Annotated in this window: 18 protein-coding genes; 12 read left to right on the top strand and 6 right to left on the bottom strand. The window is 68.7% G+C overall.

All coding sequences use genetic code 11. From position 1 onward, the window contains the following. The first annotated feature begins 9 nt into the window (after positions 1-9). The 3 genes from ACOJUJ_RS01855 to ACOJUJ_RS01845 all read left to right on the top strand — a co-directional run bounded on the left by ACOJUJ_RS01855 (position 10) and on the right by ACOJUJ_RS01845 (position 2,547). Positions 10-525, top strand: a complete 516-nt coding sequence (locus ACOJUJ_RS01855; protein WP_420125139.1) for a hypothetical protein — start codon at positions 10-12, stop codon at positions 523-525. A gap of 351 nt (positions 526-876) precedes the next feature. Continuing rightward, positions 877-1,590, top strand: a complete 714-nt coding sequence (locus ACOJUJ_RS01850; RefSeq protein WP_420125138.1) for a hypothetical protein — start codon at positions 877-879, stop codon at positions 1,588-1,590. Between the two features lie 150 nt (positions 1,591-1,740). Beyond that, positions 1,741-2,547: an oxygenase MpaB family protein gene (locus ACOJUJ_RS01845; protein WP_420125137.1), complete on the top strand. Its 807-nt coding sequence runs from the start codon at positions 1,741-1,743 to the stop codon at positions 2,545-2,547. Between the two features lie 312 nt (positions 2,548-2,859). Here the strand turns inward: ACOJUJ_RS01845 and ACOJUJ_RS01840 are convergent, their stop codons facing one another. Both ACOJUJ_RS01840 and ACOJUJ_RS01835 read right to left on the bottom strand, forming a co-directional pair. Further along, positions 2,860-4,122 carry a trans-sulfuration enzyme family protein gene (locus ACOJUJ_RS01840; protein WP_420125136.1) on the bottom strand — a complete coding sequence of 421 codons (1,263 nt, stop codon included), beginning with the start codon at positions 4,120-4,122 and terminating at the stop codon, positions 2,860-2,862. Positions 4,123-4,206: 84 nt separating this feature from the next. After that, the gene (locus tag ACOJUJ_RS01835; protein ID WP_420125135.1) at positions 4,207-4,731 is read right to left on the bottom strand and encodes a DinB family protein; all 525 of its coding nucleotides are present in this window, start codon (positions 4,729-4,731) and stop codon (positions 4,207-4,209) included. A 656-nt stretch (positions 4,732-5,387) separates the two neighbouring features. On the opposite strand from ACOJUJ_RS01835, the gene ACOJUJ_RS01830 reads away from it, so the two are divergent. From ACOJUJ_RS01830 to ACOJUJ_RS01810, 5 genes are all read left to right on the top strand, one after another. Then, positions 5,388-6,332 carry a LysR family transcriptional regulator gene (locus ACOJUJ_RS01830; RefSeq protein ID WP_420125134.1) on the top strand — a complete coding sequence of 315 codons (945 nt, stop codon included), beginning with the start codon at positions 5,388-5,390 and terminating at the stop codon, positions 6,330-6,332. Between the two features lie 84 nt (positions 6,333-6,416). Further along, positions 6,417-6,917 carry a DinB family protein gene (locus ACOJUJ_RS01825; protein WP_420125133.1) on the top strand — a complete coding sequence of 167 codons (501 nt, stop codon included), beginning with the start codon at positions 6,417-6,419 and terminating at the stop codon, positions 6,915-6,917. A 187-nt stretch (positions 6,918-7,104) separates the two neighbouring features. Continuing rightward, positions 7,105-7,500, top strand: coding sequence for a YciI family protein (locus ACOJUJ_RS01820; protein ID WP_420125132.1), 396 nt, complete (start codon positions 7,105-7,107; stop codon positions 7,498-7,500). A 551-nt stretch (positions 7,501-8,051) separates the two neighbouring features. Beyond that, positions 8,052-8,495 (top strand): NYN domain-containing protein, encoded by a 444-nt coding sequence (locus ACOJUJ_RS01815; RefSeq protein ID WP_420125131.1) that lies wholly within the window; start codon positions 8,052-8,054, stop codon positions 8,493-8,495. 229 nt (positions 8,496-8,724) lie between these two features. Continuing rightward, positions 8,725-9,396 carry a thymidine kinase gene (locus ACOJUJ_RS01810; protein ID WP_420125151.1) on the top strand — a complete coding sequence of 224 codons (672 nt, stop codon included), beginning with the start codon at positions 8,725-8,727 and terminating at the stop codon, positions 9,394-9,396. A 172-nt stretch (positions 9,397-9,568) separates the two neighbouring features. Here ACOJUJ_RS01810 and ACOJUJ_RS01805 read toward each other — a convergent pair whose 3' ends face one another. From ACOJUJ_RS01805 to ACOJUJ_RS01795, 3 genes are read right to left on the bottom strand one after another with little or no spacing between them, the layout of a single operon-like run. Next, positions 9,569-9,787, bottom strand: coding sequence for a hypothetical protein (locus ACOJUJ_RS01805; RefSeq protein ID WP_420125130.1), 219 nt, complete (start codon positions 9,785-9,787; stop codon positions 9,569-9,571). Further along, complete coding sequence (locus ACOJUJ_RS01800) at positions 9,780-10,400, bottom strand: zeta toxin family protein (protein ID WP_420125129.1); 621 nt, start codon at positions 10,398-10,400, stop codon at positions 9,780-9,782. The genes ACOJUJ_RS01805 and ACOJUJ_RS01800 overlap by 8 nt, the downstream gene beginning before the upstream one ends. An 11-nt stretch (positions 10,401-10,411) precedes the next feature. Then, on the bottom strand, positions 10,412-11,965 hold the full coding sequence (locus ACOJUJ_RS01795) for a YifB family Mg chelatase-like AAA ATPase (protein ID WP_420125128.1): 1,554 nt from the start codon (positions 11,963-11,965) through the stop codon (positions 10,412-10,414). A 591-nt stretch (positions 11,966-12,556) separates the two neighbouring features. Between ACOJUJ_RS01795 and ACOJUJ_RS01790 the strand changes: the two genes are divergently transcribed. Continuing rightward, the gene (locus tag ACOJUJ_RS01790; RefSeq protein WP_420125127.1) at positions 12,557-14,161 is read left to right on the top strand and encodes a hypothetical protein; all 1,605 of its coding nucleotides are present in this window, start codon (positions 12,557-12,559) and stop codon (positions 14,159-14,161) included. 70 nt (positions 14,162-14,231) lie between these two features. Here the strand turns inward: ACOJUJ_RS01790 and ACOJUJ_RS01785 are convergent, their stop codons facing one another. Further along, positions 14,232-14,411 (bottom strand): hypothetical protein, encoded by a 180-nt coding sequence (locus ACOJUJ_RS01785; RefSeq protein WP_420125126.1) that lies wholly within the window; start codon positions 14,409-14,411, stop codon positions 14,232-14,234. 145 nt (positions 14,412-14,556) lie between these two features. On the opposite strand from ACOJUJ_RS01785, the gene ACOJUJ_RS01780 reads away from it, so the two are divergent. The 3 genes from ACOJUJ_RS01780 to ACOJUJ_RS01770 all read left to right on the top strand — a co-directional run bounded on the left by ACOJUJ_RS01780 (position 14,557) and on the right by ACOJUJ_RS01770 (position 19,403). Beyond that, complete coding sequence (locus tag ACOJUJ_RS01780) at positions 14,557-16,161, top strand: hypothetical protein (RefSeq protein ID WP_420125125.1); 1,605 nt, start codon at positions 14,557-14,559, stop codon at positions 16,159-16,161. Between the two features lie 667 nt (positions 16,162-16,828). Then, complete coding sequence (locus tag ACOJUJ_RS01775; protein ID WP_420125124.1) at positions 16,829-18,424, top strand: hypothetical protein; 1,596 nt, start codon at positions 16,829-16,831, stop codon at positions 18,422-18,424. Positions 18,425-18,617: 193 nt separating this feature from the next. Next, positions 18,618-19,403, top strand: coding sequence for a DUF2182 domain-containing protein (locus tag ACOJUJ_RS01770; protein WP_420125123.1), 786 nt, complete (start codon positions 18,618-18,620; stop codon positions 19,401-19,403). The last annotated feature ends 63 nt before the right edge of the window (positions 19,404-19,466 follow it).

Genomic DNA, 19,466 nt, shown 5'->3' with positions numbered 1-19,466 from the left:
GAACGGCGAGTGCGATTGCTGCTCCTGCTGTTCATCGCGGGGCTGGTCGTCAGCGGCGTGACGGCCTTTCCGCTGGAGACGGAGATCCGCTGGCTGACCGGCGCGCTGGGCGCCGGGCCCGGAACGCGGCCGGAGGACGTCACCGGCGTGCTTCGCTGGCTGGTCACCGTGCGGGACGCGCTGATCGCGACGAACGAACGGTACCCGTTCCTGGCCTACGGATACGACTGGCTTGCGTTTGCCCACCTGGTGATTGCCGTGGCCTTCGTGGGCCCGTGGCGCGACCCGGTGCGGAACCGCTGGGTGGTCACGTTTGGCCTGATTGCGTGCGCCGGAGTCATTCCGCTGGCCCTGATCGCCGGGGCGGTGCGGGAGATTCCGCTGTACTGGCGGCTGATCGACTGCTCCTTTGGCGTGGTGGGTGCCACGGTGCTGTGGCCCTGCGCGCGCGCCATCCAGGAGCTGGAAGCCAGCCATGGCGGTGCGGTGGCCACGGAGGCGTGGCAGGTGAAGGGCGCACAATAAGGATGCCAACGAAGCCGTCCGGCGTCGGTATCGACGTCTGTCGATACGGACTTCGACGAACGGTGTCATCCTGAGGGAGCGCACCCCCGCGACTTCCTCAACCACAGAGCTTGCGGGCGACCGAAGGATCTTTGTCGGGTCGCGCGAAACCCAGCCCCCAGGGAGCCGTTCAAGGCTCCTGGTCCTGCGGGCAAGGTCCATCGGTCGGCGCGAAGGCGTTGTGTATCAGCAGATCGCGGAGCGGCGCCTCCCTCAGGATGACGGGGAGGGTCGAGGCTCTTCGACTTCCGCCCAGAATGATAGCGATTTCCGGACGATGCGTTACACAGGCGAACAGGAACTGGAGAGATTGTGAGAGGGATCGCACGGCGGATCACGACGGCCGGGGTGCTGGCGCTGGCGTTTGGCGCGGGCGGGGCTGCGTCCGCGGAGGCGCAGGCGGACCTGCTGGGGCCGGGCGCCGGGTTCATCGCGGTGGGCGGGTCGGGGATCGCGACGGGGGAGCTGGATGACTGGCTTGCGGCGCGCGGCTATCCGGCGTTCGGCGGCACCGCGGTGTCGGTCGGCTTTGGCGGGTACCGCATCCTGTCGAGCGGGGTGATGCTGGGCGGCGAGTTCAACGGGCTCATCATCGGCGAAGAGGCGCACGAGGGGCGCAAGGTGGGGCTAGGCGGCGGCTACCTTACGCTGGGCGTCGGCTACATGGTGAACGTGTCGCCGCGGGCGCGGGTCTATCCGCGGCTGGGCGTTGGTGTGGGCGGGATGGGGCTGTGGGTGGACCGCTCGGACACGGTGGACTTCGAGGAGGTGCTGGCGGGGGAGACAACGGTTCCCGACCGCACGAACGTGCTGAGCCGGGACGGCGTGGTGGTGGACCTGGGCGCCGGCGCGGAGTTCCTGCCGCGCGGCCGCCGCGGCCCGCTGATCGGCGTGCGCGCCGGCTACCTGGCCGCCGCGTTCGGTTCGGAGTGGGATGCGTACGAGCACACCGTGGTGGGAGGTCCGGAGGCATCGATCGCCGGGCCGTACGCCCGGGTGACGGTCGGATGGGCGTGGAGGCGGTAGGTGGAGCGCGGAGATTGGCCGATGCGATCATCCCATGCTGGTCGCGCCTGGCGCGGTTCGACGACGTGAAGGAGGTGGAGACTGAGAACTGAAGCCCTGCCACGGCCGCACACGCGCGGACGGGCATACGATTCGGCGGCGGCCACGGCGGTGCTTCCGTCCGGAGGTGCTTGCCACGAGGGCGCCGTGGATTTCGTCGATCGAAACTCCATCGTGCGGAGGATCTGGGGCGATGGAGACATGATCCTGCTGGTCTTTGCCGGATCCGCCGCCGAGTTCGCGCTGAATCGTGCCGTCGACTGGCTGTTCTTTACCGGAAAACTGCCCGCCGATCCCATCGGCCGGCTGTTCTCCACGGCCGGCTACGCGCAGGGGATCGTCTTTGCCGATGCAGCGACGGCCGCGCGCACGCTGGCGCGGATCCGCGCGGTGCACCAGACGGTGGAGCGCGAGCGCGGGCAGCAGATCCCGGATTGGGCCCACCGCGACGTGCTCTACATGCTCATCGACTACTCCGAGCGCGCCCATGAGACGTTCGCGCGGCCGCTGACCGCCGCCGAACAGCACGAGCTCTACGAGGTGTTCTTCCGCGTGGGCATCGGCCTGGGCATCCCCGATCTCCCGGAGACGTACGCCGCATGGAGGATCGATCGCGAGCTTCACCTCCGCCACGACCTGCTGCGCAGCGAGGGGACGAAGGCGCTGTACGCGCAGTATCGAGAGCACCTTGGTTTGTGGCGCTACCACCTGCTGCTTCGCCTTCAGTCAATCCTGACGCCGGAGCACGTGCGAGGCCTGCTGCGGCTGAAGCGCGCGGCGTGGCTGCGGCCTCTGGTTCGACTCTACCCCATCCTGGTCCGCGCCGGATTGCGCTCCATCATCCAGTGGCTGCTCATGCCATCGGAGTATCTTCCCGCCGTGCGGGCGCTGGATCAACCCGCGCCGCGCGCTGCGTGATACCAGATCCACATCCGGCAAAACACCTCATCTCAGACGAACTACAGGAAACAGAGGTCAGGGTACAGAGAAACAGGGAACAGCCAGAGGAACAGAGGAGAGAATGCGGATCACCTCTGTTGCTCTGGCTGTTCTCAGTCCCTCTGTACCTTCCGATGTTGTTTATCTCGGAGAGGGCGTCGAGAAATTTCGCATCCTGACGGTCATTCTGAGGGCAGCGCCGCTCCGCAGCTTGCGTGGACACGACAGTCGGGCGCCGACCGAAAGGCCCTTGCCTGCACGACGGCCGTAGGGGCAGCGGGGTCGTCGGAGTTATCCCCCCCGCTCGGCCAGGGCATGCGGGGCGGGGATTATGCTCTCCACCGCGTCCAGGCCCCGCTGGATGTCGCGTTCGATGTCGTCGCGCGATTCCACGCCGATGGAAAGCCTGACCAGGCCGGCGGGCATGGCGAACGACGCGGCGCGGTCGCCGATCTCCTCCAGCGCAAAGTCCAGCTCTTCGGGCACCTCCAGCGTGGTGTACACGCTGCCCAGGCTGCTGGCCAGCGGAATCCACCGCAGCGCGTTCACAAAGCGGCGCGTAGCCTCAAGCCCGCCCCGGAACGCGAACGATACCATCCCCCCGCCCAGCGCCATCTGGCGCCGCGCCACCTCGTACCCCGGGTGCGAGGGGAGAAACGGATAGCGCAGGTGCGACACCGCCGGGGAGGCCTCCAGCTGCCGCGCCACGGCATCCGCGGTTTCGGACTGGGCGCGCACGCGCAGGGGAAGGGTCTGCATCCCGCGCAGCAGCAGCCAGGCGGCGTGCGGATCCAGGCTGGGCCCCGTAAGCACCCGCATCTTCCGGATGTCCCCGACCAGCGCGGCGCCCCCCGCGACGGCGCCGGCCAGCACGTCCGCGTGCCCCGCCAGCGACTTGCTGGCCGACTGGATCGCCAGGTCGGCGCCCAGCGACAGGGAACGCTGGATCATCGGTCCCGCGAAGGTGGTGTCGACAAACACCAGGGCGCCGTGCGCGTGCGCCAGCCGGGTGAGCGACTCGATGTCCAGGATGTCGATGCCGGGATTGGACGGCGTCTCCAGGTACAGCAGCCGGGTATCCGGGCGTATCGCCGCCTCCACCTGCCGCGGGTCCGTGGCATCCACGAAGTTCACCCGCACGCCGGCGGACGCGGAAAGGTGCTCCAGGAACTGGATGGTCTGGGCGAAGATCGCCTGGTGCGCGACCACGTGGTCTCCCGCGCGCAGCACAGCCAGCAGCGAGGTGCTGATGGCGCCCATCCCCGATGAGAAAAGTAGCGCGTCCCCGGCGCCCTCCAGCGCGGCGATCCGCTCCTCCGCCAGGCGCACGGTGGGATGGCCGAAGCGCGTGTAGAACCCGCGATCCGGATTGCGCGCAAAGTGATCCGCCAACTCCGGCAGATCGCCGCCCTCCCACTGCGTGGTGAGAAAGAGGGGCGCGTTCAGCGTGCGGTGCCCCCGGGGCCGCCCCGCCGCGGTCGCCCACGGGTGCACCGCCAGCGTCTCCGGCGCCAGGGGTGGATCGATGGAGCGGGCGCTTGGTATCGTGTCCATGTCGTGGTCATGTGGATGTGAAAAGCGCGACGCCGCCAGCCGTGCGTGGCGCGCGTGCCGGGAGGGCGGGGAAGGGACCGGTGGTCAGCGGTCCAGCACCGGCAGGTACGCCCGCCACGGGCCCACCGCCTCCCGGTTCTGCCTGGCCATCACTCGCGCGACCTGGGCGATGTGGCCCAGGTCGTGGGCTACCCAGGTGGCCAGCAGCTGGCCCAGCGTCACCCGTCCGAACTCCGGGTGCAGCCCTTCCAGCCGCAGCTTCTGCCCGTCCAGCCGCCACGAGGCGAGGGTCGCCAGGTTCTCCGTCCGCAACTGGGCAAACTCGTCCAGAAGCTCCGTAAGTGTTCTGCCGGCGCTGTCGCGGAACTGCGCCTCCCGATCGAACGGCGCGAACGTCCGCCCGGAGCCGTGCTCCAGGATCATCCGGGCCCGCGGGATCCAGTTGGCGCGCTCGCCGTGCACCAGGTGGCCCACGATGGCGAACGGGCTCCACGTCCCGGCGCCTTCGACGGCATGGATCCATTCGGGGGGCAGGTCCTCCAGCATTGCGCGCAACACTTGCGGCGTGCGCTCCAGCAGCGGCACCTGCGCGCTCAGGTCGAAGCTCATCGTAGGCAGCGGTGGTGCGCGGCGTGTGGCGCGCCGCGCGGTGATGTGGCGAACTCCCTCAGGCGCAGAGGGTGGCTAAACCGCCTCAGTCATCCTGAGGGAGGCGCCGCGCCGTATCCTGCTTGTACGCAGGAGTTTGGCGCCGACCGAAGGACCTTGCCGGCAGAAGCGTGAGGCTGGCTTCATGCCCCGCATCTTGCCTCACGGTGGCGGAGAGAAGGTCCTTCGGTCGCGCGTAAGCTCTTGTGTTCCTGAAGGTTACCCGTGGCGCTCCCTCAGGATGACTGTGCGCTGCCGTACGAAGAACCGAGTTTCACAACACCCTCTCAGGATGACACCGGGCCTCCGGGGAGCGGATGAGGTTTGGCTGCACCCTCTCACGCGCGGTCGAGGCCTCGAACCGTGCGAATCCCCCGGCGATGCCGGGTTCCCGCCGAACCCCGAGCGCGTCGGGCTCCTCCGGAATGTGGAGGCAGCCGCGCACGGACGTCCAATACCGATATCGGATGGCGCGGGGGTGGTGCGGGCATGGCATATGTCCATGACGCGGTTGCATCGTCATCATCCGAACAATGCATTGGACGAATGGCCGCCATCACCCTATTCTGGGAGACGGCGGCCGCTCGCCGCGTTTGTCCGCTTTACGACCTGTCACGATGATCCTGAACCTGCGGCACCTGGAGATGGTGCAGGCGATCCACCAGGAGGGGACGCTCACGCGGGCGGCCAGCCGGCTGTTCCTGTCGCAGCCAGCGCTTACACGGCAGCTGGGCAAGCTGGAGGCGCGGATGGGCGCGGCGCTGTTTCGCCGGCACCCCAGGGGGATGGAGCTTACGCGCGAGGGGCGCCGGCTGCTGGAGTCGGCCGAGCGGGTGCTGCGCGAGCTGGAGCGCGCCGAGCACGACGTGCGGCTGCTGGCGCAGGGATACGCTGGCGCGCTGCGGGTGAGCACGGAATGCTACATGTGCTACCACTGGCTTCCGCGCGTGGCGCGCGTGTTCGGGGAGCGCTTTCCGCGCGTCGAGGTGCAGCTGGTTCCCGAGGCCACGCGGGATCCCTGGGGGGCGCTGGAGACGGCGGCCGTGGACGTGGCGTTGGCGTACAGCGTTCCACCGCATCCGGCCGCCGTTCACCGGACCGACGTGTTTCGCGACGAGATCGTCGCCATCGTCAGCACGGACCACCGCCTGGCGGGCGAGCCGCACCTTGCGCCGGAGAGCCTGGCGGCCGAAGCGCTCCTGTGCCACTACGCCGAGCCGGGCCGGGGCGTGATGGAGCGGGAGTTCCTGGAGCCGTCCGGCGTGCGTCCGCGGCGCACGATCGAGATGCCGGCGACGGCGGCCGTGGTGGAGATGGCGCGCGCCGGCTACGGCGTGGCCATCGTGCCCCGGTGGATCCTGGAGGCGCAGGGCTCGCTGGACCGGCTGGCGGTGCTGCCGCTGGGCCAGGGTGGTCTGTGGCGCACGTGGTACGCCGCCTGTGCCGGCGGGCGCCAGGACGAGCCCGTGCTGGCATCGTTGATCCGCGTGCTGCGCGAAGAGCTGCAGTGGACCGGGAGCGCCGCGGAAGCCGCGCCGGAGCTGCGGATCCACGTCGCCTGACCGCGCCCTTATGCCGGATCGTATCATGCCGCCCGTAAACGGCTGGCGCACGAGACATCCCATCCCCCAACGGAGGTTGCGGCCATGCAGGCGCAGGTTCTGGAGCTGAGCACGCTGGCGGGGTACGTTGAGCACGAGACGGAGCGGTGGAGGGACTGGTTTCAGGCCGTGCCGCCCGAGGTGCTGGACCTTCCCCTGGGCCCCGGCGCCGACGGGACGGTCCGCACGCTGGTCAAGCACATCTTTGCCGTGGAGCTGCGCTATGCCCAGCGCCTGGTGGGCGAGGCGGTCAGCGGCTACGACGAGCTGGCGGACGGAACCGTCGAGCAGCTCTGGCACATCCACCACACGGCGAACGCGACGCGCGGCCGCTACCTGGCGGACGCGTCGGCCGAGGCGCTGGACCGCGTTCTGGTCTCCGAAACCCGCAAACTGGGCCGCATCGAGTCGCGGGCGCACACCGTCCTGATACACTCGCTCATCCACGGCATTCGCCACTGGGCTCAGGTCGCCATGGTGCTCCGCCAGCACGGGCACGGCGGCCTGTGGGAGCATGACTGGCTGCTGAGCCCGGCCGTGCAGTAGCGGGCAGCCCGCGGGCCGTGGCAAGAAGGGCGCGGGGGAAACCATCCCCGCGCCCTTTTTGCGTTTGCCCCGCGGTAGCTGCCGATGCGCGATGTAGAGGACGTGACGCCGGCTCCGACTACGGGTGCAGGCGACGGTCGACGGCTCCAGCGCAACCGCCGGTCACGGCACCCAAAGGAGAGCAACCATGAAGTACATGCTGATGATGCACACGCCGCGCGGGACAGGGGACTACGAGATCTTCAGCTGGCCCCCGGAAGACTTCCAGGCGCACATGGATCACCTGAACCGCCTGAACGCCGAGATCCGCGAAGCCGGCGAGTGGGTGGAGGTCCAGGGCCTCACGCCGCCGGGCAAAGCGAAGCTGGTGCGGGCGGGAAAGAACGGCGAGCCGGTGACGGACGGGCCGTTCCCGGAGGCAAAGGAGTTCCTGGCCGGCTACTGGATCGTGGAGGTCGACACGCCAGAACGCGCCTGGGAGATTGCGGCAAAGGCCTCGGCCGCCCCCGGCCCCGGCGGCGCGCCGCTGAACATGCCGATCGAGGTGCGGCAGGTGATGAGCGCGCCCGCCCCGGAGGTGTGATGTGATACCAGATCCGACAAAACTGTCATTCTGAGGGAGGCGCCGCGCAGCGCTCTCCGTTCGCTCAGGAGCATGGCGCCGACCGAAGAATCTCCATGCTGAAACACGCGGTTCTTTCCGTCACGACGGGGTTCCCGGGCGTTGCCCGGAAAGGGATTCCGCGCGAGGGGAGAGAGATTCTTCGGTCGCGCCACTGGCATCGTGGCGTTCCCGAAAGCCCGACGAGGGCGCTCCCTCAGAATGGCAGGTGTTTTCCCGGATTCCGTATTATGATGATGATGGCTGAGGCGTGTGGATATGTGGAGTGCTCCCCAACCCGTTCACCCGTTCACCCGTTCACCCGTTCACCCGTTCACCCGTTCACCCGTTCACCCTCACACCCTCACACCCTCACACCCTCACACCCTCACACCCTCACACCCTCACACCCTCACACCCTCACACCCTCACACCCTCACACCCTCACACCCGCCCGCCGTGGCACCGCCTGTGCTGATGTCAGGCGCCCCTCCTTCCGCGACGGGGCCGAAACGACGGGCGACGGGACACACATGACGGATAAAGCCGAGCAGGCCGACGAGACCGCGCAGGCGGTGGACGACGCGCTACCCATCGCGCTGGTGGACGGCAGCAACGTGGCGCACAGCAGCGAGGGCGACGAAGCGCGGCTCGCCAACATCAAGCTGGTGGTGCGCAAGCTGATCTCCGAGGGCTACGAGCCCATCGTGGTGGCGGACGCCGCGCTGCGGCACCAAATCGACGACAAGGAGGGGTACGAGCGGCGGGTGGAGGAGGGAAAGATCAAGCAGGCCCCCGCCGGGACCGACGCCGACTACTTTCTGCTGGCGTTCGCCCGCGAGCTGGACGCCGTCATCGTCTCCAACGACCTGTTCCGCGACCGCGCCGAGGCGTTCCCCGAAGCACGCGAGCGGATGATCCGCTACATGATCGTGGACGAGCAGGTCGTCTTCGAGCGCCGCAACAAGAAGCGGTAGGCCGGGTCCGGGACTTCGCTGATCGGCTCACTGCCCTGGAACGATTGATCCCCGGAGAGCATCCTCTCCGGGGATTTCCTTTGTCCTGCATCCATGGCGTCGATCCGCCGTCGCCGCCGCTTGCCAGTCACCCCGGCGGCGGGGTAACTTCCCCCTCGGCGGAACCCTCCCGCTGCCTCCCAACCCATCCGCAAGTTCAAACGCAGCAATCAAGTTGAGAGATATCGCGCTGTACCACGGCGACGGCCGCGGCTGGATCGAGGTCATCACCGGCGTAATGTTCAGCGGCAAGAGCGAAGAACTCATCCGGCGCGTGCGCCGCGCGCTCATCGCCCAGCGCCGCGTGCAGGTGTTTAAGAGCGCCCTGGACGACCGCTACGCCGGCGTGCGCACCATCAGCTCCCACGACGGCTCGGGTGTCGAGGCGGTTCCCGTGCGCTCGTCTACTGAGGTGGCCGAGCACGTGCACCCGTACACGCAGGTGGTGGCCATCGACGAAATCCAGTTCCTGGATGACGGCGTGGTGGACGTGATCAGCCTGCTGGCCGACAACGGGGTGCGGGTGATCGTCGCCGGGATCGACATGGACTTTCGCGGCGAGCCGTTCGGCCCCATGCCGCGCGTGCTCACCGTGGCGGAGACGGTGGACAAGCTGCACGCCATCTGCGTGGTGTGCGGCAACCCGGCCACCCGCAACCAGCGCCTGGTGGACGGCTCGCCCGCGCCGTACGAGGGGCCGCAGATCCAGGTGGGCGGCAGCGAGGCGTACGAGGCGCGCTGCCGCCGCTGCCACGACGTGCCCTCCGACCAGCGCTACCAGACCTCGCTGCTTGACCTGCTCGGCAGCACCCCCGCCGACCCCGTCGTCCTCACCCGCGAAAGCCTGGTGCGGCGCGGATAAACGGGAACGAGCGGTAGATGAAGACGCGGGCCCGGGATCAGATACCGGGCCCGCGTCCGTCCATCCGGAATCGGCCGCTCAGCCCGATCCCTCACGCACGCCGCTCAGGCATGCGTGAGGCGCCGAGGCGATTCTTCCCGAGTCCGGGAACCCGATCCGTGGCCGATTGAAATCAGTCGCCGGCGTGCGCGCGGCGCTTCGGCGGCTCGGGGGGATCGTCCGGGAGCGGGATGTCGAAGGGGGATACCTCCCGCACCTGCCCATCCTGCCACACCGTCATCGGAACGTTGGCGGCCCGGTGCCGGCGCACCGCCGTCTGAAACGCGAGGTCCAGAATGCGCTGCATGCGCGCGTCGTCATGCCAGACCTCGTCGATGCGGTTCTCACTCATCCGCTCCTCCTCCTTCCGAAACATGTGCAGCCTGTGCCTGGATCTCCCGCCAGGCCTTTACATCATACACTTCCACCCGCCCGGACTTCCACCCTCGAGCGATCATCACCCCTCCCCCGCCTGACCCGCTGAAGGCTGCATGGTAGACGCGCCACTCGTCCACGAGGTGACGGTAGATCCGCTCGAAGTTCCGTACGCTCCGCAGGTACCGGCGCAGCACATCCTCCGTCGGGATGTGATGTCCTCCCAGCCGCACCCGCCCCCGCACGCGGCGTACGGCCATGTGCGCATCGGGCAGCCACAGGTACAGAAGGCGGCTCCGATACCCCGACGCATGCAGGTCCGCCAGCGTGCGCCGGAGCGACATTCCCGACATGGTGGTCTCCAGCGCGAAGTTCGACGCGGAGTCTCGCAGACGGTCGATCTCCGCGCGCATAATGCGGCCCGCCGTCACCGCGGCCCGGGCGGGATCGTCCGCCAGTGCACGGGCGAATGCGTCCGCGTCCAGGTACGTGTCGATCCCGAACTGCATCAGGAGCACTTCGGCGGCCGTCGATTTTCCAGCGCCGTTGATCCCGGCGATCACGACGGCGGTTGGGGAAAGAATTTCCATGTTCCTCCTCCTCAGGCGGCTACGGGCGGGGCCGCGGTGGCGCGGTCCAGGGAGCGGTACTGGATGGCCTCGCTGATGTGGCCGCTGGTGATCTCGCCGCCGCCATCCAGGTCGGCGATGGTACGGGCGATCTTGATGACGCGGTGGTAGGCGCGCGCGGAAAGGCCCAGCCGCGCGATGGCCGTGCGCAATAGCGCGTCGCTCGCCTGGTTCACGCTGCAGAACGAGGTGATGTCGCGCGGCGTCATGTGCGCGTTGGCGTAGATGTCGCCGCGCCCGGCGAACCGCGCCCGCTGGATCTCGCGCGCCCGCGCCACCCGCTCGCGGATGTCCGCCGACGGCTCCCCGGCGCGCGTGTCGGCCAGGTCGCGGTAGCGCACGCCGGGCACCTCCACGTGCAGGTCGATGCGGTCCAGCAGCGGCCCCGACACGCGGCCCAGGTACTTTTGCACCGCCAGCGGCCCGCAGGTGCACCGCCGCTGGCCGTCGCCGTGATAGCCGCACGGGCACGGATTCATCGCCGCGACCAGCATGAAGCGCGACGGATACGTGAGAGAGACCGCCGCGCGGCTCAGCGTAACCTTTGAATCTTCAAGGGGTTGGCGCAGGACCTCCAGCACGTTGCGGCGAAACTCCGCCAGCTCGTCCAGGAACAGCACGCCGTTGTGGGCCAGCGACACCTCGCCGGGCCGCGGGTTGGACCCGCCGCCGATGAGCCCCGCGTCGGAAATGGTGGTGTGCGGGTTCCGGAACGGGCGGCCGATGATGAGCGACTTGCCGCCCCCGATCAGCCCCGCGACGGAGTGGATCTTGGTGGTCTCCAGCGCCTCCTCGAAGGTGAGCGGCGGCAGGACCCCCGGCAGCCGCTGCGCCAGCATCGTCTTTCCCGAGCCGGGCGGCCCCACCATCAGCACGTTGTGCGACCCCGCCGCCGCCACCTCCAGCGCGCGCTTCACGTGCTCCTGCCCCTTCACGTCCGCGAAGTCGGCGTCGTACGCGGACGCGGTGCGGAACAGCGCCTCGCGGTCCACGCGCGCCACCGGCAGCTCCGCCGACCCCTGCATGAAGCGGATGACCTCGGTGAGCGTCGCCGCGCCGCGCACCTCCAGCCCCTCCACCACCGCCGCTTCGGCCACGTTCTCGTTCGGCAGCACCAGCCCGGTAAGCCCCGCCGCCCGCGCCGCGATGGCGATGGGCAGCGCGCCGCGGATGGGCCGCAGCCCTCCGTCCAGCGCCAGCTCGCCCAGCAGCAGGAACTTCGCGAGGCGTTCGATGGAGTCCATCTGCCCCGTCCCCGCCAGGATGCCCAGCGCGATCGGCAGGTCGAACCCGCTCCCCGACTTGGCGATGTCGGCCGGAGCCAGGTTCACGGTCACCCGCTTGGGCGGGATCAGGTAGCCGCTGTTCTGCACCGCCGCGATCACGCGTTCGCGGCCTTCCTTTACCGCGCCCTGCGGCAGCCCCACGGTATAGAAGGCGGGAAGGCCGCTGGCCACGTCGGCCTCCACGGTGACCAGGTACGCGTCGATGCCGAGCACCGCGCCGGAAAGGGCTCGTGCGAGCAAGGGATCGCTCCATTGTGTGATGGGGATTTTCGGCGAGAAACAGCGCCGCGGCACTACCCTAACCCCTTACGTGCACGGCGTCAACTTGCCTGATTCCATCAGGGATCAGCGGTACCACGGCTGTCCCAGGAGGAGCGGGATGGATGCGCCAGCCGTGCGCACGCGGCTGGCTCCGCGGGCGATCGGTCAGACCGGGGGGCCGGTGCGCGTTCCGACCGTTCTCAACGCGGAACGCGCGGTTCCGATTCCATCCACCCGCTGCCGCAGGAGGTGCTGGCGAAACAAGATCCCATCCAGGCGTACGGCAGTCCCCCGGCCGGGCCATCCGGCGTCCACCCGGACGCTGACCGAAGCCCGTCGCGGCGCGGGACAGCCAGGGCGTTCGCGCCCCAGCGGATCGGCCACATCCCTGGCGATCCGCTTCCATCCACCGTCACCCAGGAGAACCAGGGAACGCGAGCTTTCCGTTTGTCGATCGCATTGTGCTGATCGCGCCGGGCGCACGTTCACGGCCCGCCACGCCGATCGGCATCCCAACACAAGCATGCCGCCAGGCCTTTGGGGCCGCGGCGGCTTACAGGAGAGAACGTCATGCGGCTATTCAGGACCACCGGTCTGTGCGCGCTGCTTCTCGGGAGTGCGGGCGCGTGCGCGGACCTTACGGTGCCCAACCTCAATCAGCCTGACCAGTCACGCGTCGTCGCCGACGCGGGAGACGTGGAAACGCTGATCGCAAACTCCTACCTGGCCCTGTACTCCAGCTACACCGCCCAGACGGACCTGGTGCTGAGCACGGCTTCGTTCCAGCACACGGCCACGGCGGCAAACCTGGGGATGATCCAGCTTTCCAAGATCCCCCGCGAGCCGATCAACAACACCACCTCCGATGCCTACGTCAGCACGTACCAGGAGATCTGGTACGGCTCGTACGCGGCCATCAAGGCGGCGGTGGACGGCCTGAACGCCACCGACCCCGGCAACCCGGACGGCTTTCAGATCATCGACGAAGCGACGGGTGCCGACAACACGCCGCGCGCCCGCGCCTGGGCGCGCTTTGTCCAGGGGCTGGGCCACGGCCTGCTGGCGCTTACGTACGACCAGGGGTTCGTGTACGACCAGGGCGACGACCCGGCGGCGCTGGAGCTGCAGCCGTACAACGAGGTGATGGTGGAGGCGCTGGCCATGCTGGACGATGCCGCCGCCATCGCCGCCGCCAACGAGTTCACCATCCCGGCCACGTGGTTCGGCAACGTGGGGATGGACAAGGCCACGTTCCTCAGGACGGTGAACGGCTACCAGGCGTTCCTTCGCGCCGGCGTGGCCCGCAACCCCACCGAGCGCAACGCGGTGGACTGGGCGGCGGTGATCGCCGACGTGGACGCCAGCTTTCAGTGCACCGGCCCCACGGCCTGCGAGAACCTGACGGTGGAGGCCGACCCGAACGTCTGGATCCACGGCACCCACTTCTTCATCGGCTTTGCCACCCAGGCCGGCGCGTGGGCGCAGGTGAACAACTTCGTCAGCGGCATGGCCGACCAGTCGGGCGGCTACCAGACGTGGCTGAACAAGGACGTACTGGCCCGTACGCCCTTCCTGATCATCACCCCCGACCTGCGCTTTCCGCAGGGCGCCACCGCCACGGAGCAGACGGGGAACCCGGGCCGCTACGTCCTGTACGGCGGCACGCGCGGCCACCTGCGCTCGGACCGCGGCACCTGGCGCTGGTCGTTGTACCGCGACTATCGCCTGGACAACAGCCCGGGCGACCAGGGCACGTCCATCCTGCTCAGCGGGCGCGACCTGCGCCTGCTCAAGGCCGAGGGAATGTTCCGCGCGGGCCAGCTGGCGGCGGCCGCGGACATCGTCAACGAGACCCGCGAGCACAACGGCCTGAACGGGACCGACGCGACGGGAACCAACACGAGCTGCGTCCCCAAACTGCCCGGCGGGCAGTGCGGCAACCTGTTCGAGATGCTGAAGTGGGAAAAGCGGATGGAGAACTACCACTACAACTTTGGTGCGTGGTTCTTCGACTCCCGTGGCTGGGGCGACCTGTACAGGGGCACGTTCCTGCACTTCCCCGTGCCGGCGCGTGAGCTTCAGGTGCTGGGTCTGCCCGTGTACACCTTCGGCGGCCCGGGCGGGTACGCGGAAGGCACGTCTCCGGGCAGCAGCTACGCGTATCCCAGGGAGTAAGCGGCAGCGTGGCCCGGCCACGGACCCGCGACAGGAAGGCCGTGCCCCCCGGGGCACGGCCTTCGTCGTTTCACCCTGCGGCGTACGCGGCGAGCACCGCACAGCGTAACGCGCTGTCGTTCCCCGACATCCAGCCACTTTCGATGCCCGGCATGGCCGCGGCCCGGGCAAAACCCGTCACATCCTGAACAGGATGGGCGTTGTGACAGGCTGAATGCAGCGCGCGCGCATTCTCCCATTCCGTGTCCACCCTCCCCGCTGCAGCGGGTGGAGAGACCAGACACATCCGTCGTCCGGCCCGGAAGGGCGCAGGATCACGGCGGCTCATCCAACGCAGGTCCACACGGCTTACGCCGCCAGCGCCTTTTTGCGCCCCGGCGGCCAGGAGGAGGAAAATGCGGCTACTCAGGATCACCGGTCTGTGCGCGCTGCTCGTGGGAAGCGCGGGTGCGTGCGCGGACCTCACGCAGCCCAACACCAACCAGCCGGACCAGTCTCGCGTCATCGCCAGCGCCGGCGATGTGGAGGCGCTGGTCGCCGGCTCGTACCTCACCCTGTTCAGGGGCTACACCTGGCAGACGGACCTGGTGCTGAGCACCACTGCCTTCCAGCACTCCACGACGGCGGCGAGCTTTGGCACGGTGCAACTGTCGAGGTTGCCGCGCGAGCCGATCAACAACACCACCTCCGACGCGTACACGTCCATGTACGAGGAGATCTGGTACAACTCGTACGCGGCGATCAAGGCGGCGGTGGACGGCCTGAACGCCACCCACCCGCTCAACCCCGACGGCTTCCGGATCATCGACGAGCAGACGGACGCCGACAACACGCCGCGCGCCCGCGCCTGGGCGCGCTTCACCCAGGGGCTGGGCCACGGCCTGCTGGCCCTGACCTACGACCAGGCATTCGTGTACGACCAGGGCGTCGACCCGGTAAAGCTCACGCTGCAGCCGTACAACGAGGTGATGACGGAGGCGCTGGCCCAGCTGGACTCGGCCGCCGCCCTCGCCGCCGCCAACGACTTCACCATTCCGGCCACATGGTTCGGCAACGTAGGGATGACCAGGGCTACGTTCATCCGGACGATCAACGGCTACCAGGCGTTCCTCCGCGCCAGCGTGGCCCGCACCCCCGCCCAGCGCAACGCCGTAAATTGGGCGGCGGTGATCGCGGACGTGGACGCCAGCTTCCCGTGCCCGGGTTCCGCCACCTGCGAGAACCTGACGATCGACGCGGATCCCAGCGTGTGGATCCACGGCACCCACTACTACATGGGCTTCGCGATGCAGAGCGGCGCCTGGGCGCAGGTCAGCAACTTCGTCCACGGCATGGCCGACCAGTCGGGCGGCTACCAGACGTGGCTGAACAAGCAGGTGCTGTCCCGCACGCCGTTTCTGATCGTCACCCCCGACCTGCGCTTTCCCCAGGGCGCCACCGCCACGGCGCAGGCGCAGAATCCGGGGCGCTACCTGCTGTACGGCGGCACGCGCGGTCACCTGCGTTCGGACCGAGGCACCTGGCGCTGGTCGATGTACCGCGACTACCGCCTGGACAACACCCCGGGCGACCAGGGTCCGTCCATCCTGCTCAGCGGCCGCGACCTGCGCCTGCTCAAGGCGGAGGGGCTGTTCCGTGCGGGCCAACTGCAGGCGGCCGCGGACATCATCAACGAAACGCGCGTGCACAACGGCCTGAGCGCGGCCACCGCGGCGGGGCTGAATACCAGCTGCGTCCCCAGGCTGCCAGGCGGGCAGTGTGGGGGCCTGTTCGAGATGCTCAAGTGGGAGAAGCGGATGGAGAACTACCACCACAACTTCGGTGCGTGGTACTTCGATTCGCGCGGCTGGGGAGACCTGTACCGGGGGACGTTCCTGCACTTTCCGGTGCCCGCGCGTGAACTGCAGGTGCTCGGGCTGCCGCTGTACACATTCGGCGGTCCCGGAGGCTACAGCAACGGCACCTCGCCGGGAAGCAACTACGCGTACTCTCGCGAGTAATCGGCCACCCTGCGAACGCTTCGGCCAGAAGGCCGTGCCCCCTCGGCACGGCCTTCGTCGCTTCATACGGCGGTCTTCGGGAACCATTCTGAGGTGGTCACGCGGCATGATGGGATGCGGGAGATCCCAGGGTTATGCGTAGTAAATACAATAGTTTGCACGATGGCGAGACGTACGGGATGCGCTGCCGTGTCGCTGCATCCAACCCGTTCTCGCCAGCGAGCATGGCCGTAACGCACCGGACGCAGCGGCTCGGCCAGTCCAAAAACGCACACCGTAACCCGTCACGTTTGGGAGAGTGGTACGTTCTGATAGACCCAGCGCGGAGCAAGCGCGGTTTTCCCCGTTACGGACCCGGCCACCCGCTGTCGCAGGAGGTGCTGGCGCAAACAGGATCCGCAGGCGCAGGCCGTCCACTCGGGCAATCCCGGCGTCCCCCCGACGTCCGTTGGACCACCCGGCGCGGCGCACGACGCCCGACGTCGTTCGCGCCCCGTTACGTGACCGAAAAACCTCGACGGCTCCCCGGCCGCCGGCACACAGGAGGTCGAGAAACGAGGCACACCCGCCGTCGGACCGAGGCGGGCCCCAGCATTACAACTCCCTTCCAGAATACAAGCATGCCGCCCGGGCCTTCGCGGCCCCGGCGGCCACCAGGAGAGAACACATGCGGCTACTCAGGACCACCGGTCTGTGCGCGCTTCTTCTCGGAAGCGCGGGTGCGTGCGAGGACGTTACGGTGCCCGCTCCCTCCCAACCGAGCCAGAACCTCACCGCCGCGGGCGGAGAGGACGTCGAAGCCCAGATCGCCGGCTCGTACCTCAGCCTGTTCTACGGCTACACCTGGCAAACGGACCTCGTGCTGAGCACGGCTTCATTCCAGCACACGTCGATGGCGGCGAACCTTGGCATGGTCCAGCTGTCGAAGATCCCGCGCGAGCCCATCAACAACACCACCACCGACGCCTACGCGGCCACGTACGGCGAGATCTGGTACAACTCGTACATCGCCATCCAGGCGGCGGTGGATGGGCTTAACGCCACCGACCCCGCCAATCCCGACGCCATCCAGATCACCGACGACGGCACGGGCGCCGACAACACGGCGCGCGCCCGCGCCTGGGCGCGCTTTGTACAGGGGCTGGGCCACGGCCTGCTGGCGCTGACCTACGACCAGGCGGAAGTGCGCGAACAGGGTGACGATCCGGCCACGCGCACGCTGCAGCCGTACGGCGTGGTGATGGCCGCCGCGCTGGCCCAGCTGGACGACGCCGCCGCCATCGCCGCCGCCAACGACTTCACCATCCCGGCGTCGTGGTTCGGCAACGTGGGGATGTCGAAGGCGACGTTCCTCAAGACCATCAACGGCTACCAGGCGCTGCTGCGCGCCGGCGTGGCCCGCACCCCCGCCGAGCGCGCCGCGGTCAACTGGCCTGCCGTCATCGCCGACGTGGACGCCAGCTTTACCTGCGCGGGCCCCAACTGCCAGGACCTGACGATCAACGCCGATCCCAACGTGTGGATTCACGGCACCCATTACTACATCTTCTTCTCGACGACGGCCGGCGTGTGGGCGCAGGTGAACAACTTCATCAGCGGCATGGCCGACCAGTCGGGCGCCTACCAGGCCTGGGTCAACACGCCGGTTGTGAGCCGCATGCCCTTCCTGATCCAGGCGAAGGACAACCGCTTCCCCAAGGGCGCCACCGCCGCCGAGCAGGCCGAGAACCCGGGCAAGTACATCGAGTACGGCGGCACCCGCGGACACGCCCGCGCGGACCGCGGCACGTGGCGCTGGTCGCTGTACCGCGACGCGCGTCTGGACGAAACCCCGGGCGACCAGGGCGCGTCGGTCCTGATCAGCGGCCGCGACCTGCGCCTGCTCAAGGCCGAGGGCCTGTTCCGCGCCGGCAACCTGGCCGGGGCCGCGGACATCATCAACGAGACGCGCGTGCCCAACAGCCTGCGGCCCACCAACGCGGCCGGCTTCAACCCCACCTGCACGCCCCGGCTTCCCAACGGCAGCTGCGGCAACCTGTTCGAGATGCTGAAGTGGGAAAAGCGGATGGAGAACTACCACCAGAACTACGGTGCGTGGTACTTCGACGCGCGCGGCTGGGGCGACCTGTACCGCGGCACGTTCCTGCACTTCCCGGTGCCCGCGGCTGAGCTGCAGGCGCGCGGCCTGCCGCTGTACACCTTTGGCGGCGTCGGCGGCCCGGGCTCCTCGCCCGGCAGCAGCTACGCGTTCCCCGGCGAGTAAGCGGGTTCTTACAAACCGTTTCGCCACAAGCCGTTGCAGGAAGGCCGCGCCCCCATGGGCGCGGCCTTCCGCCGCTTCATGCCTCGCTCCATGCGCCGGTGTGCTTGTCGACGAGGGGAAAACGCCGCCGCGCAGGCCGTCTAACCTCAGCGTGTCCGAATGATCTGGAGTCATCCTTTATGGAGCATACGGAATGATGATGGAGCCTGGCCCGGCCGAACTGCACCTCTCACCATCCGTGACGGCCGCAACGCATTCGCCCGGCACCCGTCCGGCCGGTGCGCTCCGGTGGTTGCGTGGGGCAAGCACGCGGCCGGAGTGGTGGATGATGATGCTCATCTCCGCGGCCGCCTGGGTGTTCCTCGCCACCACGGGGTCCGATCACGCCGGGACGCCCAGCTGGCCCCGCCACGTGGCCGGACTGGGAGCGATGGTCGTCGCGATGATGCTGCCGCTCACCGCCGGGAGCGTAACGGAGCTGGCACGCTCCGGTTTCGCTCCGCGGCGGGTATTCGCCGGATACATCGCCGGCTACCTGGCGGTGTGGATGCTCGCGATGTTCGCGATCGACGCCGCGTGGAAGATGACGGCGTCCGTCGCGGGCCGAACCACGGCGGTGAGCGTGGCGATCGCGGCGGCGGTGCTATGGGAGCTCGCTCCGCCCACGTGGCGGCGGCTGCACGGCGCGGGTCAGGACGCGGTGCCGCACGCTTCGTTGGGAGGGCGGAAGGATGCGGGCCCGGTCCGGTCGGGCGTGGCCGCGGGAGGCGGCTGCGTGAAGTCGTGCTGGGCGGTCATGGCCGCATGCGTGGCGTTCTCGCACAGCCTGCCGGTCATGGCCGCTTTTTTCGTCATTCAGCTGCACGGCACCTATCGGCGGCCCGCGTACCCGGCACTCGCGGCGCTGGCGATCCTCGCCGTCTGCCTGGCATCACTCGCGCTGACGATGACGGGCCATCACCATCATCCGCACGTGTGAACGCATCGGCGGAATGGATCGGGCTCCGGCCGGGGTGCATCCCGCCGGAGCCTTTGCGTCATC

Source organism: Longimicrobium sp. (assembly GCF_048594345.1).
Classification (GTDB): domain Bacteria; phylum Gemmatimonadota; class Gemmatimonadetes; order Longimicrobiales; family Longimicrobiaceae; genus Longimicrobium.
This window is presented reverse-complemented; position numbering and strand designations above follow the sequence as displayed.

Coding starts and splice junctions, on each gene's coding strand:
- ACOJUJ_RS01840 (WP_420125136.1), bottom strand. CDS start 4,122: ATGGACACGATACCAAGCGCCCGCTCCATCGATCCACCCCTGGCGCCG.
- ACOJUJ_RS01830 (WP_420125134.1), top strand. CDS start 5,388: ATGATCCTGAACCTGCGGCACCTGGAGATGGTGCAGGCGATCCACCAG.
- ACOJUJ_RS01805 (WP_420125130.1), bottom strand. CDS start 9,787: ATGAGTGAGAACCGCATCGACGAGGTCTGGCATGACGACGCGCGCATG.
- ACOJUJ_RS01825 (WP_420125133.1), top strand. CDS start 6,417: ATGCAGGCGCAGGTTCTGGAGCTGAGCACGCTGGCGGGGTACGTTGAG.
- ACOJUJ_RS01770 (WP_420125123.1), top strand. CDS start 18,618: ATGATGATGGAGCCTGGCCCGGCCGAACTGCACCTCTCACCATCCGTG.
- ACOJUJ_RS01800 (WP_420125129.1), bottom strand. CDS start 10,400: ATGGAAATTCTTTCCCCAACCGCCGTCGTGATCGCCGGGATCAACGGC.
- ACOJUJ_RS01820 (WP_420125132.1), top strand. CDS start 7,105: ATGAAGTACATGCTGATGATGCACACGCCGCGCGGGACAGGGGACTAC.
- ACOJUJ_RS01780 (WP_420125125.1), top strand. CDS start 14,557: ATGCGGCTACTCAGGATCACCGGTCTGTGCGCGCTGCTCGTGGGAAGC.
- ACOJUJ_RS01775 (WP_420125124.1), top strand. CDS start 16,829: ATGCGGCTACTCAGGACCACCGGTCTGTGCGCGCTTCTTCTCGGAAGC.
- ACOJUJ_RS01835 (WP_420125135.1), bottom strand. CDS start 4,731: ATGAGCTTCGACCTGAGCGCGCAGGTGCCGCTGCTGGAGCGCACGCCG.
- ACOJUJ_RS01790 (WP_420125127.1), top strand. CDS start 12,557: ATGCGGCTATTCAGGACCACCGGTCTGTGCGCGCTGCTTCTCGGGAGT.
- ACOJUJ_RS01815 (WP_420125131.1), top strand. CDS start 8,052: ATGACGGATAAAGCCGAGCAGGCCGACGAGACCGCGCAGGCGGTGGAC.